Annotated in this window: 11 protein-coding genes and 1 pseudogene; 2 read left to right on the forward strand and 10 right to left on the reverse strand. The window is 62.3% G+C overall.

Features of this window, described 5'->3' with window-relative positions; all coding sequences use genetic code 11:
• Positions 1-203: 203 nt before the first annotated feature.
• From AC07OJ_RS19385 to pilM, 7 genes and pseudogenes are all read right to left on the reverse strand, one after another.
• The gene (locus tag AC07OJ_RS19385; RefSeq protein ID WP_065899945.1) at positions 204-1,763 is read right to left on the reverse strand and encodes an SPOR domain-containing protein; all 1,560 of its coding nucleotides are present in this window, start codon (positions 1,761-1,763) and stop codon (positions 204-206) included.
• Positions 1,764-1,773: 10 nt separating this feature from the next.
• Entirely contained in the window at positions 1,774-2,874 is a 1,101-nt protein-coding gene (aroB, locus tag AC07OJ_RS19390) for a 3-dehydroquinate synthase (protein ID WP_065899943.1), read from the reverse strand.
• Between the two features lie 125 nt (positions 2,875-2,999).
• Entirely contained in the window at positions 3,000-3,518 is a 519-nt protein-coding gene (aroK, locus tag AC07OJ_RS19395) for a shikimate kinase AroK (protein ID WP_065899941.1), read from the reverse strand.
• Between the two features lie 4 nt (positions 3,519-3,522).
• Positions 3,523-4,776, reverse strand: a pseudogene (locus AC07OJ_RS19400) (type IV pilus secretin PilQ); the annotation flags it as partial.
• Between the two features lie 141 nt (positions 4,777-4,917).
• Positions 4,918-5,880 (reverse strand): pilus assembly protein PilP, encoded by a 963-nt coding sequence (locus tag AC07OJ_RS19405; RefSeq protein WP_495095003.1) that lies wholly within the window; start codon positions 5,878-5,880, stop codon positions 4,918-4,920.
• Positions 5,877-6,428 (reverse strand): PilN domain-containing protein, encoded by a 552-nt coding sequence (locus AC07OJ_RS19410; RefSeq protein ID WP_106805375.1) that lies wholly within the window; start codon positions 6,426-6,428, stop codon positions 5,877-5,879. Before AC07OJ_RS19410 ends, AC07OJ_RS19405 begins: the two co-directional genes overlap by 4 nt.
• On the reverse strand, positions 6,428-7,081 hold the full coding sequence (gene pilM / locus AC07OJ_RS19415; protein ID WP_495095004.1) for a type IV pilus biogenesis protein PilM: 654 nt from the start codon (positions 7,079-7,081) through the stop codon (positions 6,428-6,430). The genes AC07OJ_RS19410 and pilM overlap by 1 nt, the downstream gene beginning before the upstream one ends.
• A gap of 218 nt (positions 7,082-7,299) precedes the next feature.
• Here pilM and AC07OJ_RS19420 point away from each other — a divergent pair, with 218 nt between their 5' ends.
• Positions 7,300-9,765 (forward strand): penicillin-binding protein 1A, encoded by a 2,466-nt coding sequence (locus tag AC07OJ_RS19420; RefSeq protein ID WP_495095005.1) that lies wholly within the window; start codon positions 7,300-7,302, stop codon positions 9,763-9,765.
• Positions 9,766-9,974: 209 nt separating this feature from the next.
• Here the strand turns inward: AC07OJ_RS19420 and AC07OJ_RS19425 are convergent, their stop codons facing one another.
• The 3 genes from AC07OJ_RS19425 to rpmE all read right to left on the reverse strand — a co-directional run bounded on the left by AC07OJ_RS19425 (position 9,975) and on the right by rpmE (position 12,479).
• The gene (locus AC07OJ_RS19425) at positions 9,975-11,243 is read right to left on the reverse strand and encodes a malic enzyme-like NAD(P)-binding protein (RefSeq protein WP_065899913.1); all 1,269 of its coding nucleotides are present in this window, start codon (positions 11,241-11,243) and stop codon (positions 9,975-9,977) included.
• A gap of 181 nt (positions 11,244-11,424) precedes the next feature.
• Positions 11,425-12,231 carry a thermonuclease family protein gene (locus AC07OJ_RS19430; protein ID WP_495095006.1) on the reverse strand — a complete coding sequence of 269 codons (807 nt, stop codon included), beginning with the start codon at positions 12,229-12,231 and terminating at the stop codon, positions 11,425-11,427.
• 14 nt (positions 12,232-12,245) lie between these two features.
• Positions 12,246-12,479, reverse strand: coding sequence for a 50S ribosomal protein L31 (gene rpmE / locus AC07OJ_RS19435; protein ID WP_005784030.1), 234 nt, complete (start codon positions 12,477-12,479; stop codon positions 12,246-12,248).
• A gap of 302 nt (positions 12,480-12,781) precedes the next feature.
• Between rpmE and AC07OJ_RS19440 the strand changes: the two genes are divergently transcribed.
• On the forward strand, positions 12,782-15,001 hold the full coding sequence (locus AC07OJ_RS19440; RefSeq protein ID WP_495095007.1) for a primosomal protein N': 2,220 nt from the start codon (positions 12,782-12,784) through the stop codon (positions 14,999-15,001).
• Positions 15,002-15,058 lie beyond the last annotated feature (57 nt).

A 15,058-nucleotide genomic window follows, 5' to 3' on the forward strand; every position in this document is an offset into this window, starting at 1 on the left:
GACGAAATGTCGCAAATCTATGTCGCATTTATGAAAGGTTTAAAGCGATATGCTGTGCTAGTCAAAACTTTTTTAATTCTGACCGCTACGACTCAAAAGCTACTGTGACGCAGACACCACAAAGCGCGCGGCCTTCAGGGCTGCACGCTGTTGTAGTTTTTTTGAGGTGCCGGGAGGGCGGCCTGGGTAAGGCCGCCGGATCTTCAGCGAGTTGTTGCGAGTTCTTGTTGAACGCTGGCAACAGTGCGTGGCCAAGGTTTACCAGCCTGGACCTTCGCTGGCAAGGTTTTGATCGCAGAATCAGCAGCGGCACGGCTGGAGAAACTGCCGTAGGTGATCACGTAGAGAGGCTTGCCGTTGAGCACTTTCTTGAAATAACGGTACTCGCCACCCTGCTCTTTCACGAACGCCTGGGCGTTGGCTTCGGAGCTGGTACCGAGGATCTGCACCACGAAGTTACCGGTCGGCTGGCTGGTGTACCAGCTGCTGCCGGCGGCGCCAGCCTTGGCAACGGTGGCGGCGGGTTTTTCTGCAGGCTTGGCAGCCGGTGCCGGAGCGGGCTTGGCGGCTGGCGCAGGGGCGACCGGCTTGGTCACTGGCGCAGGCTTGGCCGTGGCGACGGTAGGTGCCGGCGTCGGCTTGGCAGCCGGCTGGCCCGCTGGCACACCCGCAGGTGGTGCAGTGGTGGTGACCGTCGGCGGTGTGGCACTGGAGCCTTCCACCGGCACGCCGTCGTCGCCTTCGGAGATGCCGCCGGCTTCTTCGGCAAGCGGGCCACGCATCACCGGCTGGCCGACCATCGGCAGGTTGGTCGGTTGGCCGGAGTTGGCGAACTCGACATTTGGCGTGGGCTTGCCCAGTGGCAACTGCGCCTGTTCGGTTGGCGCGCCGGCAGTCGTCGGTGCCTTGCTGCGACCAGGGATCAGCCAGGCAGCGGCAACGGCGACCACGACAACGGCGGAAATCGCCAATACGTGCTTCTTAGGCATAGTGAACCCCATCTTTGGACGCTTGACCGCAGAGCGGCTGGCAATCATGGCTTCGATCATGGCATCGCGGGCGACCTGGTTGATGGTGCCAGGCCAGCCGTCGGAGCTTTCGTGAATATCAGAGATCTGCGCAGCGGAGAAAAGTTCGATGCCCTGCCCTGCGCCTTCAAGGCGTTGAGCCAGGTATTCGCGGGTTTCTTCCTCTTCGTACGGCTGCAATTCGATGACGTGGAACAGCTCCTGATCGCCACTGATCTGCTCCAGATCGGCGATCAACGACGACTCACCGAACAGGAACACATGGGGGCGACCCTCGGGCGTACCCGCCGCCAGCGCCAGCAGTGCTTCCAGGGCTGATTCGTCGAGTTGTTCGGCGTCATCCACCAGCAGGTAGACTTCCTGGCCGGTCAGGCCCAACTGCACCACCTGCTTGAGGATCGCATTCGGCTCGGCAGTGGACACGTCCAACGCCTGGGCCACTTGGCGCAATACGCCCGCTGCATCACCGGCGCCGCGAGCCGAGACCACCACGCTCTGTACCGACTGCTTGTTGGTGCTGGCCACCAGGGCCTGGCGCAGCAGGGTCTTGCCACTGCCCAACGGGCCGGTCACCACCAGCAGCAGTTGGCTGTAGCGCGCCAGATGGTGCAACTGCCCAAGCACCGGCTTGCGCTGGGCCGGGAAAAATTTGAAGCCAGGCACCCGTGGAGCAAAGGGGTCGTGGCTGAGCTGGTAATGGCCGAGGAACGCCTCGTCGGCATGCAAACTAGTCATCGGGATCTTATTAACCTTTAAGCTGGGCCAGGGCGCGGTAATCCGCTCCCAGCGTGGCCTGTAAAATCTCTTTCGGATAATCGTCGGTCACCACTGCTTCGCCCATGTGGCGCAGCAGCACCAGTCGCAGTCGACCGTCGATCACTTTCTTGTCTATCGCCATATGTTCGAGGAAGTCCGCCTCGGTCATCTCCTCAGGCGGGATGACCGGCAAACCGGCGCGCTGGAACAGGCGAATACCACGATCACGCTCCTGGGCACTGATCCAGCCCAGGCGGTGCGACATCTCCAATGCCATCACAGTGCCAGCCGCAACGGCCTCCCCATGCAACCACACACCATAGCCCATGTGGGTTTCGATCGCATGGCCGAAGGTGTGACCCAGGTTCAAGGTGGCCCGTACACCGGACTCCCGTTCGTCGGCATTCACCACCAGCGCCTTGGCGGCGCAGGAGCGGGAAATCGCTTCGGTGAGTGCCGCCTGGTCCAGGTTGCGCAGGGCGTCTACGTGCTCTTCGAGCCAGGTGAGGAACGGCTCGTCACAGATCAGCCCGTACTTGATGACTTCCGCCAACCCGGCCGAGAGCTCGCGCGGCGGCAAGGTGTTGAGGGTCGCGGTGTCGATCAGCACGGCCTGGGGCTGGTAGAACGCGCCAACCATGTTCTTGCCCAGCGGGTGGTTGATACCGGTCTTGCCACCCACCGAGGAATCGACCTGGGACAGCAAGGTGGTCGGCACCTGGATAAAGTCCACGCCACGCTGATAGCAGGCGGCCGCAAAGCCGGCCATGTCGCCGATCACACCGCCGCCCAGGGCGACCACGGTGGTACGGCGGTCATGACGTGCGGTCAGCAGGCCGTCAAAGATCAGTTGCAGGGTTTCCCAGTTCTTGTGGGCTTCGCCGTCGGGCAAGATCACCGAGATCACGGAATACGCCGACAGGCTGCGGCTCAGACGCTCAAGATACAGCGGCGCGACCGTTTCGTTGGAGATGATCGCCACTTGCCGCCCGGCAATATGCGGTGCGAGCAACTCGGGCTGGTCCAGCAGACCTTCGCCAATATGGATCGGGTAGCTGCGCTCGCCTAGATCGACCTTAAGTGTCTGCATGTGTCCCCGCGTTGAAGATGTATTGACGACCGGTAACGTCCAGATCAGACGTTGCCTGATGGCTCTACGCCACACCCGCAAGGGTGATAGCGCGCCGCCGAGAATAGCGCATTTCGGGCCTGGCTTTAACGGGGTGGCAGCCGTTGCAGGCGCTCAAGAATGTCGAGCACCACCATCCGCGGTGGCCGCTCATCGGTTTCCACCACCAGATCGGCGATCTCCCGATACAGCGGGTCGCGCAGCGTCAGCAGATCCCGCAGGGTCTTGGCCGGGTCGGCGGTGCGCAACAACGGGCGATTGCGATCGCGGGCGGTACGGCCCACTTGCTGTTCCACCGACGCATGCAGATAGACCACGCGACCGCCGGCATGCAGCGCCCGGCGGTTTTCCTCGCGCATCACCGCGCCACCGCCGGTCGCCAATACCACGCCATCGCAGCCGCACAGCTCGGCAATCATCGCCTGCTCGCGGTCGCGAAAGCCCAGTTCGCCTTCCTTATCGAAGATCCATGGGATATTGGCACCCGTGCGCAATTCAATTTCCTTGTCGGAATCTTTGAATGGCAGGCGCAGCTCTTTGGCCAGCAAACGGCCGATGGTGCTTTTTCCAGCCCCCATCGGTCCTACAAGAATCAAATTTCGCACAGAATCAACGACTCACAGCAATCGCCTGGTTATTCATAATACGCGGAGTCAGGAATACCAGCAGCTCGGATTTTTTCTCCGCCAGCACATCGCGCCGGAAAAGGCGGCCAAGATACGGCACATCGCCCAAAAATGGCACTTTATCTACCACTTTGCTTTGGGTATTGGAGAAAACCCCGCCAATCACGATGGTCTCCCCATCCTTGACCAGCACCTTGGCGTTGACCTCGTTTTTCTTGATCGGCGGCACGTCATTGAGCTTGTTCAGGTAGTCGGGCTCATCCTTCGTGACCTTGACCTCCATGATCACCCAGCCGTCCGGGGTTATTTGCGGGGTGACTTCCAGCGACAGAGAAGCCTCCTTGAACGACACCGACGTGGCCCCGCTGGAGCTGGATTCCTGGTAGGGAATCTCGGTGCCCTTGAGGATGCGCGCGGTTTCCTTGTCAGAGGTGACCACTTTGGGTTGCGAGACAATTTCCCCGTTACCGGTTTTCTCCATGGCGGTCAGCTCAAGGTCCAGCAGCAAATTATCGGTGATGAAGGCGATGCCCAGGCCGGAGGTACCGGCCAGCGAGCCCATATCGACAAACGGTACGCTGGCCGGGTTTTCCACAGGCTCCATGCCGTCGGGCAAAGGTTTCTGAATGCCGCCAGCGCCCCAACCACCGCGACTGAGCCCACCTCCCCAGCGCACGCCCAGGCTTTTGTCGTAATCGACATTGGCCTCGACAATCCTCGCCTCGATCATCACCTGGCGCACCGGGATATCCAGCTGCGCCACGATTCGCCGCAGCTCGTCCAAACGCTCGCGGGTCTGGTAGGCGATGATGTTATTGGTGCGGTCGTCCACCGCCACCGAGCCGCGCTCATCGGTGCTGCCTTCAAGGCCAGCCACCGACTGGAACAGCTTGGCCAGGTCCGCGGCCTTGGCGTAATTGACCTGCAGCAGCTCGCGGCGCAAGGGCGCCAGCTCGGCCATCTGTTTGCGCGACTCCAGCGTCAACAGTTCGCGGGCAGCCAGCTCCTCGGCAGGCGCCACCAGCAATACACCGGCCTTCAGCCGCTTATCCAGGCCCTTGGCCTGCAGCACCAGGTCGAGCGCCTGATCCCACGGCACATCCTTGAGGCGCAGGGTGATCGAACCCTGCACGTCGTCGCTGGCCACCAGGTTGAGGCCCGCGACATCGGCGATTTGCTGCAGCACAGCGCGCAGCTCGATGTTCTGGAAGTTGAGGTTCAGCTTGTCGCCGGTATAGGTGTTCGATGCCGCGCTGCCGGGGGGCGGCAGCTGGATCAGATCCACACGATTGGGCACAGCAGCAGCCATCGGTGCCGTGAACGCTATCCATAGCGCCACACCGAAGGACGAGAAAGTCCTTTTCATTGGTTTATTCCGTTATGAGTTGACGTTTAACGCGAGGGTTCGCGGACGCTCCAGCCATGCGCCCTGTTCATCGGGGAACAATTCCACCAGTTCTATATGCCCCTCATGGATGGCCGTCACCCGGCCGTGGTCCGGCCCCAGGTAATCCCCGACCGCGAGGCGATGCACCGTGGAGGCGGCACGCAGCAAGACATAGGTCTGCAGCCCGCGAGACAAGGTGCCGACCATTTCGAGCTGATCCACCGCCAGGCCTTCGAGGATGCCTCGCGCCCGGGTGAGGTCCGGCGCATGGGCCGCGCGGCCACGCACATGATCGACCTGGACGGCAAGCGGCTGGAACGGGTCGCGCAGGCCAAAGGCATCGTAGACAAAAGGCTGGGCCTGAACGGCTATTCCCCGCCCCTGCTGCGCATGCCAATAGGTCCTGGCCAGCAGGTCCAGGCGCAGCAGCTTGCCATCACGGCGCAGGGCGACATCGTGCACCGTGGTGAGTCGTGCCAGGCCGCCCAAGGCACTCACGAACGTGGCCAGGTCGTGGTAAGCGCCCGTCACGCCGATCTGCACCGGCTGCTCGCCGTGCAAAGACCGTGGCTGCTCATCCAGCGGGGCGATGCTTTCGATCAGCAAACCATTGGCCAGCGCCAACCGAGCGGTGTCTTCCAGCAAGGCGGGCATCTGCGATTCGGCGGGCAGCGCCTGCAACAGCTCGTCGAACTTCGCCTGCCTGAGTGCAAGCTCATGGACCCGTGCCTCAAGGCTGGCCGACAAGGTGCTTTTTTGCGCAAGCTGCTGCTGCAAAGAGACGTCCTCGCGCTCCAGCTGCTGCAACCGCTCGCGCGACGGGCCCAGGTACATCCACTCACCCATCACCAGCACCACGCCCACCAGCGCACAGCCCAGCAGGGCCTTGCCAGGTAGGGGCCATTTTGCAGCGTTGTGAGTGAGTGCAGAAATATCGAGCCTGGGCAGGCTCATGGTTGAGCCTCGGTGGACTCTCCCTGGCGCACCATCAGCTGGAATTCATTGTTGCCGCGCATGCCTTCGGTGCGCACATGCTGCAGCCGCGTGGCGTGGGCGCCTTCAGACGCCTCCAGGCGGCGCATCAACTGGGCGATGTCCTGGCTCGATTCAGCACTGCCGCTGATGCTCAGCGTGTCGCCCTTCGCCACGACTTCATGCAGGTGTACCCCTTCAGGCACCGCGCGGGCCAACTGGTCCAGCAGTTGGGCGCCGGATGAGCGGGAGTCGTGCAGGTCCTGTACGACCTTCATGCGCTCCGCCAGTTGCTGGCTTTGCTCCTGCAGGTCGTCGATGGTCCTGATGCGCGAATCGAGCACGCCGACTTCCTTGCCGAGGTGGTCATTGCGCGTCACTTGCCGGTCAATCGCCTGGTCGATCACCTGGTCCGCCAGCCACACGGCTGCGAGCGCCACACAGGCGAACGCCAGCAAACACGCGAGGAAGTACTTGCGTCGCCGCTCTGCCAGCGCCTGGCGCCAAGGCAAAAGATTGATTCGTGTCATCAAGCGAAACTCCTCAGGGCCAACCCGCAAGCAATTCCCATCCCTTGGGCATCCAAGGCCCATTGTGCACCATCGACTCGATGGCCCGGCGTGAAGCTGGCGAAATCCTGACTGCAAGCGCGCGCCAATGCAAACGCTTCGACGTCCACCACCTTCGGCACCAGCCCGGCCAGCGCCAAAACCGCCTCGCGCGCCTCAACCTGCGCCTTCAGGCACGCAGCCAGCAGCACCTGCACCCGCGCCGGGTCCTGGGACAATTGCCCTTGCACCTGAAAGTCGATGCTCACGTCATCCAATGGGTAGGGGATGTACTGGTCCGCCTCCATCTGGATCATCCATGTCATCTCGTCGTCGCTGAGGCCTGCTTCCATTTCGATCACCCGCGTGATCACCGAGGGCCCGGACACCGCCACGGCAGCCCCGCGCGCCGAGGTTTGCAGCCGTGCCAATGCAGCCTGCAGGGCACGCCCGATCCCCTCGAGATCCAGCAAGGTACCGTCCACCACCGCATGCGCCGGCAGCGCCTGGGTGGCGTAGCCTTGAATGGTGTAACCGGAAGTTGAATGACTCAACTCGACCAGGCTGATGGCCGTGTCATTGATATCGACGCCCAGGAGGGTGTCGGTTTTTCGCCTGAAAAATCCCTTTCGCATAAAACTCCCTAAAGCTTTGCCTGTCATACCGCCTGATTGCCGTCGGGCGCCATGCATTCGGTCGATTTGTTGAACCTGTGCGAATGACGTCCGAAGCCGAAAAATGCTTTAATGCCCAGCGTTTTTTCCCGCTTTTTATCTGCAGCTCGGGTTGATCCATCGTTTGCCATGCATGCCCCGACGCCTAACTCATTCTTTTCTCTGGAAATCCAAAAGCCTTGATTCGTCTGCTGAAGTTTTTCGGGTACTCCATTGTCGCGATCGTCTGCGGGCTGCTGCTCGTGCTCAGCGGGGCCTATCTCTACCTTAGTCCGGGTTTGCCCTCCGTAGAGGCCCTGAGAAGTATCCAGTTGCAGATTCCTTTGCGGGTCTACAGCAGCGATGAAAAACTGATCGCGGAGTTCGGCGAAATGCGCCGCACACCGATCCGTTTTGCCGACATTCCACCCAATTTCATCAGCGCCTTGTTGTCGGCCGAAGACGATAATTTTGCCAACCACTATGGCGTCGACCCCAGCAGCCTGGTGCGCGCAGCCACCCAATTGGTAAAAAGCGGACACATTCAATCCGGCGGCAGCACCATCACGATGCAGGTGGCGAAGAACTTCTTCCTCACCAGCGAGCGCAGCTTTTCGCGTAAAGCCACCGAGATCCTCCTGGCGCTACAGATCGAACGCCAGCTGACCAAGGATGAAATCCTCGAGCTGTACGTCAACAAAATCTATCTGGGCAACCGTGCCTACGGGATCGAGGCGGCCTCGCAGGTGTACTACGGCAAGTCGATCCGTGACGCCAGCCTGGCGCAGATGGCGATGATCGCCGGCCTGCCCAAGGCCCCGTCGCGCTTCAACCCGCTGGCCAACCCGGCGCGCAGCAAGGAGCGTCGCGACTGGATCCTGGGGCGCATGTACAAGCTGGGCAAGATCGACCAGGCCGCTTACGAAAGCGCCGTGGCCGAGCCGCTGAACGCCAGTTATCACGTGCCGACGCCAGAAGTGAACGCGCCGTATATCGCCGAAATGGCGCGCGCCGAGATGGTCGGCCGCTACGGCAGCGAGGCCTACACCGAAGGTTTCCGCGTGACCACCACCGTGCCGAGCGACCTGCAGGAAATCGCCAACACGTCGGTGCATTCCGGCCTGGTCACCTACGACCAGCGCCACGGCTACCGTGGCCCGGAATCGCGCCTGCCGGGCAAGACCCTGAGCGCCTGGACCACCGAGCTGGGCAAGCAACGCCCGATCAGTGGCCTGGAGCCCGCCATCGTCACCCAGGTGAAGAAAGATGGCTTGCAGGTCCTGACCCGCACCGGCGAAGCGCATGTGGCGTGGGACAGCATGAAATGGGCACGCCCGTTCCTGAACACCAACAGCATGGGCCCGATGCCCAAGCAGCCGTCGGACGTCGCGCAAGTCGGTGACCTGATCCGCGTGCAGCGCCAGAAGGACGACAGCCTCAAATTCAGCCAAGTGCCGCTGGCCCAGGGCGCCCTGGTATCGCTGGACCCACAGAACGGTGCAATCCGCGCGCTGGTCGGTGGCTTCGCCTTCGAGCAGAGCAACTACAACCGCGCCACCCAGGCCAAGCGTCAACCAGGGTCGAGCTTCAAGCCGTTCATCTACAGCGCCGCACTGGACAACGGTTATACCGCCGCCAGCCTGGTCAACGATGCACCGATCGTGTTTGTCGACGAGTACCTGGACAAGGTCTGGCGCCCGAAAAACGACACCAACACCTTCCTCGGCCCGATCCGCATCCGCGAGGCGCTGTACAAGTCGCGCAACCTGGTGTCGATCCGACTGCTGCAAGCGATGGGCGTGGGCAAGACCATCGACTACATCACCCGCTTTGGCTTCAACAAGTCGGACCTGCCGCCGAACCTGTCGCTGGCCCTGGGCACCGCGACCCTCACGCCGATGGAGATCGCCACCGGCTGGAGCACCTTTGCCAACGGCGGCTACAAGATCACGCCATACCTGATCGACAAGATCGAAAGCCGCAATGGCGACACCCTGTTCACTGCCAACCCGCCACGCGTGCCGGGTGACGTGGTCAACGGCGTGGCGGCCACCGATGGCGTGGCGGCCCCGGGCAACGGCGGTATCACCATCGAGCCGACCCCAGGTACACAGCCTGCGGTAAATGCCACGGCCCCGACCGAGCCGCAGGCACCTGCCGTGGCCGAGCGCGTGGTGGATGGCCGTACCACCTATATCCTCAACAGCATCCTGGAAGACGTGATCAAGAAAGGCACCGGCCGTCGCGCCCTGGCCCTGGGCCGGGCGGATATCGCGGGCAAGACCGGTACCACCAACGATTCCAAGGACGCCTGGTTCTCCGGCTACAACGCCGACTACGTGACCACCGTGTGGACCGGCTACGACCAGCCGGAAAGCCTCGGCCGTCGCGAGTTCGGCGGCACCGTCGCGCTGCCGATCTGGATGAGCTACATGGGCGCCGCCCTGAAGGACAAGCCGCTGCATACCCAACCCGAGCCGGAAGGCATCCTCAGCCTGCGGATCGATCCGGTCAGTGGCCGCGCGGCCTCGCCAAGCACGCCGAATGCGTACTTCGAACTGTTCAAGAGCGAAGACACCCCGCCGTCGGTCAACGAGCTGGGCAATGGCGTTGCGCCGGGCAGCCCGCTGCCAGCGGATGAGGCGGCGCCGATCGACTTGTTCTAATCCGATCTGTGGCTGAGCACAGATCCAATGTGGGAGCGGGCTTGCTCGCAAAGGCGGAGTATCAGGCTCAGATGCGCCGACTGACACACCGCCTTCGCGAGCAAGCCCGCTCCCACCTTTAGCTCACCGCAAGGCTCAAGCTAATTGCCAGCCAACAAAAAAGCCCCGGCTCGCGAGAGTCGGGGCTTTTTGTTGTGCGCTACAACGGCTTAGCCGTTGAACACATCATCCACGCTTTGCAGCGGGTAGTGCTTCGGATACGGCAGGGTAGCCACACCGGTCTCGATCGCGGCCTTGGCCACGGCATCGGAGATCAGGGTGATCAGGCGCTTATCCATTGGTTTCGGAATGATGTACTCACGGCCGAATTCCAGCTTGATACCACCGTAGGCGTCGCACACTTCCTGAGGAACCGGCAGCTTGGCCAGTTCGCGCAGGGCGTTGGCGGCAGCGACTTTCATTTCTTCGTTGATGCGCTTGGCGCGAACGTCCAGGGCACCACGGAAGATGAACGGGAAGCCCAGTACGTTGTTGACCTGGTTCGGGTAGTCCGAACGGCCGGTCGCCATGATCACGTCGCTGCGGGTGGCGTGCGCCAGTTCCGGAGAGATTTCTGGATCAGGGTTGGAGCAGGCGAACACGATCGGGTTGGCCGCCATGGACTTCAGGCCTTCGGCGCTCAGCAGGTTCGGACCGGACAGGCCGACGAACACGTCGGCACCGTCGAGGGCGTCAGCCAGGGTGCGCTTCTCGGTGGCGTGGGCAAACATCGCCTTGTACTGGTTCAGGTCGGTACGCTCGGACTGGACCACGCCCTTGCTGTCGACCATGAAGATGTTTTCCAGCTTGGCGCCCATGCTCACCAGCAACTTCATGCAGGAGATGGCCGCAGCGCCAGCGCCCAGGCAGACGATCTTGGCGTCAGCCAGGGTTTTGCCAGCGATTTCCAGGGCGTTGATCATGCCGGCCGCGGTAACGATCGCGGTGCCGTGCTGGTCATCGTGGAATACCGGAATGTCGCACTGCTCGATCAGGGCCTTTTCGATCTCGAAGCACTCAGGTGCCTTGATGTCTTCCAGGTTGATGCCACCGAAGGTGATGGAAATGCGCTTGACGGTGTCGATGAAGGCCTGCGGGCTTTCGGAGTCGACTTCGATGTCGAAAACGTCGATGCCGGCGAAGCGCTTGAACAGCACGCCTTTACCTTCCATGACTGGCTTGGAAGCCAATGGGCCGAGGTTACCCAGGCCCAGGATCGCGGTGCCATCGGAAATCACTGCAACCAGGTTGCCTTTGCCGGTGTACTTGTACGCCAGTTCAGGGTCGCGGGCGATTTCACGTACGGGCTCGGCAACGCCAGGGCTGTAGGCCAGCGACAGGTCGCGGGCGGTGGCAGTGGCTTTGGTGAGCTCTACACTCAGCTTTCCTGGACGAGGATGGGCATGATATTCGAGAGCGGCAGTTTTCAAATCAGACATATCGGCATTCCGCTTTTACTGTTGGTCGACGGACCGCCGAGGATACGCGTGTCGCAAAGTCCCTACAAGACTGGGCAGTCACAGGTGTCAAGGGCCCTGCACTAAGACTTTCGGCCAAGAGCCGCGGGATACAAGGGCTCAACTGTTCACAATCGATCTAAAAAATGTCTACAATTTTTTCTTAAAGCGTCGATTTAAGCATCCCGGGATCGGTCAGTGGCAGCAGCCAACGCGCCTGGCCGTTTTTCAGGCCGCCGCGTCGCGAACGATCCTGCACCCAACCACGCGCCTCAACAGTGCGCCCTTGCAGACCATTGAGCAGGACACTGTCGAATTGGCTGACCAGAGCCGGGGCGATGCGTAATACCAGTGAACCCTGCAGCTCAATCCAGAGACCGCCCCGATTGCGTTCGACCTTGCTGACCCGGCCACTGACCACGGCAAACCCGGAACGCTTGAGTTGCGTGACGGCCTGCACCGGCGATTGCCGCCAAAGACCGAGCCGCGCCTTGCGGGCAGTGTTTTCAGCGGCCTGCTGACAGCTGACGAGGTCAACATTCGGCGCCACACCCACCTGGAAGCCCAGCCCTTCGGCCAACAGTTGGGCTTCAAGGTTCTTGCCGTCGGCACCATAGAGATGGGCCAGGGTGCGCCCGTAATGATCTTTAGGCTCGCGCCCCACCACCAGGCCGACACGGCCATCGCTGGCCTGGACCAGCGCCTGTAGACGCTGACGGGCGGCGACGGCGTAGGGTTCTTCCGCACGGCCCTTCTTGCCGGTTTCCGGCGCATTGATACCGATCAGCCGCACGCTGCGGCCATCCTTGAGGCGTACCGTGTCGCCATCCACCACGCGCTGCACTTCCACACGGGCCAGGGACGTCGGTGCCGGGCAGAACGCCTCGGCCTGCGCGGCCGAGAGCCAAATCCCAGGCACAAAAAAGGCGCCCACAAGGGACGCCTTTTTCAACAGCTGGCAAAAGCCCATAAGGCTTTTGAGCCTTACTCTGCTGGAGTAGCAGCAGGCTTCTTGCCGAAAGCACCAAAGCGATCTGCGAAGCGCTGTACACGGCCGCCGGTGTCCAGAGTTTTCTGCTTACCGGTGTAGAACGGGTGGCACTCGTTGCATACGTCAGTACCCAGTGGCTTGCACAGGTTCGAACGAGTTTCGAACTTGTTGCCGCAGCTGCAGGTGACTTCGATGGTTTCGTACGCTGGATGGATATCGGCTTTCATGGTGACTTCCTCGGGCTAGCGTGCCGCCACTCGACACTATTGTCGAATACCGCACGTAATTAGGCCGCGGATTCTACCAGACCTTTTTAATCACGCAAGCGGCGCCTCCGCTCGTTTACACACATAAAAGCCCCTTTCATCAGAAAACTTGCGGCACACCACAGGGCAAGCCTGCCCACCACAACCCGCCCGGCGCCCACAGAAGTGCTGCCTCCTGTACCAGAGACGGGACACCTCTACCGCAGGTCTGCTAGGCTCCCGCCCCTGCGCCACTGCCTGCCTTTACAGATGAGACCCCTCGCGTGCCCGACGCCATTTTGCGCCTAGCCCTGCCCTCGCCCCTGCGCCGCCTGTTCGACTACCGGGCCCCGGCCGGCGTGCTGCGGGCGCAGTTGCAGCCGGGCATGCGTGTGCGTGTGCCATTCGGGCGGCGGGAGATGATCGGCATCCTGGTGGAAGTCGCCGACCACAGCGAAGTGCCGGCCGAAAAGCTCAAGCCGGCCCTGGCGATCCTTGATGCCACGCCACCGCTGCCGCCGGAGCTGTTCAAGCTGTGCCTGTGGACCGCCCAGTATTACCAGCACAGCCTCGGCGATACCTTGAGCTGGGCACTGCCGGTGCTGTTGCGCCAGGGCGAGTTGGCCGAAGCGCGCCAGGAACGCTTCTGGTCGATGGTGCCCGGTGCGCGCCTCGACGACCCGCGCATCGCGCGCGCGCCGCGCCAGCGTGAAGCCCTGGCCACCCTGGCGCAACATCCTCACGGCGTCGCGCATCAGCTGTTGAGCAAGCTGATGCTGAGCAAGGACAGCCTCGACCTGCTGTTGGCCAAGGGCCTGGTGCAGGTGGAAATCCGCAAGCATGCCCCGGACCCGCGCCACGAACACTGGCTGGCCCAGCCCGAGCTACCGCTGAACACCGAACAACGCGCCGCGTACGAAGCCATTCGCGCAGGCTTCGACAGTTTCCACGCGTTCCTGCTGGCGGGTGTCACCGGCAGCGGCAAGACCGAAGTCTATCTGCAACTGATCCGTGAAACCCTGCAGGCCGGCAAACAGGCGCTGGTGTTGATCCCGGAGATCAACCTGGGCCCGCAAACCCTGGCGCGCTTCGAGCAGCGCTTCAATGCGCGCATTGCCCTGGTGCACTCGGCGGTCAACGACCGGGACCGCCTGGAGTCGTGGCTGGCGGCGCGCGATGGCGAGGCCGACATTATTATCGGCACGCGTTCGGCGCTGTTCACGCCGATGAAGAACCCCGGTTTGATCATCATCGACGAGGAGCACGACGGCTCCTATAAACAGCAGGAAGGCCTGCGTTATCACGCCCGCGACCTGGCGCTGGTGCGCGCGCGCCAGGAAGACATCCCGATTGTGCTGGGCTCGGCCACGCCGTCCCTGGAAAGCCTGCATAACGCCTACACCGGCCGGTATGGACTCCTACGCTTGAATGAACGCGCGGGGGGCGCCAAACAGCCACGCTTCCTGCGCCTGGACGTCAAGAGTCGTCCACTCGACAGCGGCATCTCCGGCCCCATGCAGCAAGCCATCGGCCAGACCCTCGCCGCCGGCCAGCAGGTATTGGTGTTTCTCAATCGCCGCGGATTTGCGCCGACCCTGCTGTGCCATGACTGCGGCTGGATGTCAGAGTGCGAGCGCTGCGATGCGCGCATGACCGTGCACCAGCGCTACGGCGAATTGCGCTGCCATCACTGCGGCCATGTGGAACGCGTGCCGCGCCACTGCCCGCAGTGCGGCAAGGTCGACCTGCGGCCGGTGGGCGCAGGCACCGAGCGCGCCGAGGAACGCCTGGGCATTCTGTTCCCCGACTACCCGGTGCTGCGGGTCGACCGCGACAGCACCTCGCGCAAAGATGCGATGAATCAGTTGTTTGCCACCATCCAGAAAGGCCAGCCATGCATTCTGGTGGGCACGCAAATGCTCGCCAAAGGGCATCATTTTCCACGGGTGACCCTGGTGTCGATCCTGGATGCCGATGGTGGCCTGTTCTCCGGCGACTTCCGCGCCAGCGAGCGCATGGCGCAGTTGATCGTGCAGGTCGCGGGCCGCGCCGGACGCGCCGAAGAGCCGGGCAAAGTGATTATCCAGACGCATTTGGCCGACCATCCGCTGCTGATCCAACTGACAGAACAAGGCTACTTTGCCTTCGCCGAGCAGGCGCTGAGCGAGCGCCGCTCCGCCGGACTGCCACCCTTTGCCCATTTGGCGCTGCTGCGCGCCGAAGCGCATAAACCCGGGCAGGCCGAAGGTTTCCTGGATGAAGCCTGCAGCGCCGCCGAACGTTTGCTCGTCGAACTGGGTCTGACCGGCATCGAATTGCTCGGCCCGGTGCCCGCGCCCATGGAGCGCCGCGCCGGACGCTATCGTGCTCAGCTACTCTTGCAGGCAACCTCCCGTGCACCGCTGCATCGGCTATTAAGTAGCTGGTTGCTTGCCCTGGAGCAAATGCCCAGTGGCCGGCAAGTGCGATGGTCGTTGGACGTAGATCCGGTAGATTTGTACTGACTTCAAAATCGCTATCCCAGGCAAGCCGGCTCCCACGTTTTGAAATGTGAATACCCT

Source organism: Pseudomonas sp. GW821-FHT09C08, assembly GCF_059418125.1.

Bases quoted from the DNA above. Each gene is read 5' to 3' on its own strand.
- pilM (WP_495095004.1), bottom strand. From the start codon at position 7,081: ATGCGAAAGGGATTTTTCAGGCGAAAAACCGACACCCTCCTGGGCGTC.
- AC07OJ_RS19410 (WP_106805375.1), bottom strand. From the start codon at position 6,428: ATGACACGAATCAATCTTTTGCCTTGGCGCCAGGCGCTGGCAGAGCGG.
- rpmE (WP_005784030.1), bottom strand. From the start codon at position 12,479: ATGAAAGCCGATATCCATCCAGCGTACGAAACCATCGAAGTCACCTGC.
- AC07OJ_RS19385 (WP_065899945.1), bottom strand. From the start codon at position 1,763: ATGACTAGTTTGCATGCCGACGAGGCGTTCCTCGGCCATTACCAGCTC.
- aroB (WP_065899943.1), bottom strand. From the start codon at position 2,874: ATGCAGACACTTAAGGTCGATCTAGGCGAGCGCAGCTACCCGATCCAT.
- AC07OJ_RS19430 (WP_495095006.1), bottom strand. From the start codon at position 12,231: ATGGGCTTTTGCCAGCTGTTGAAAAAGGCGTCCCTTGTGGGCGCCTTT.
- AC07OJ_RS19425 (WP_065899913.1), bottom strand. From the start codon at position 11,243: ATGTCTGATTTGAAAACTGCCGCTCTCGAATATCATGCCCATCCTCGT.
- AC07OJ_RS19405 (WP_495095003.1), bottom strand. From the start codon at position 5,880: ATGAGCCTGCCCAGGCTCGATATTTCTGCACTCACTCACAACGCTGCA.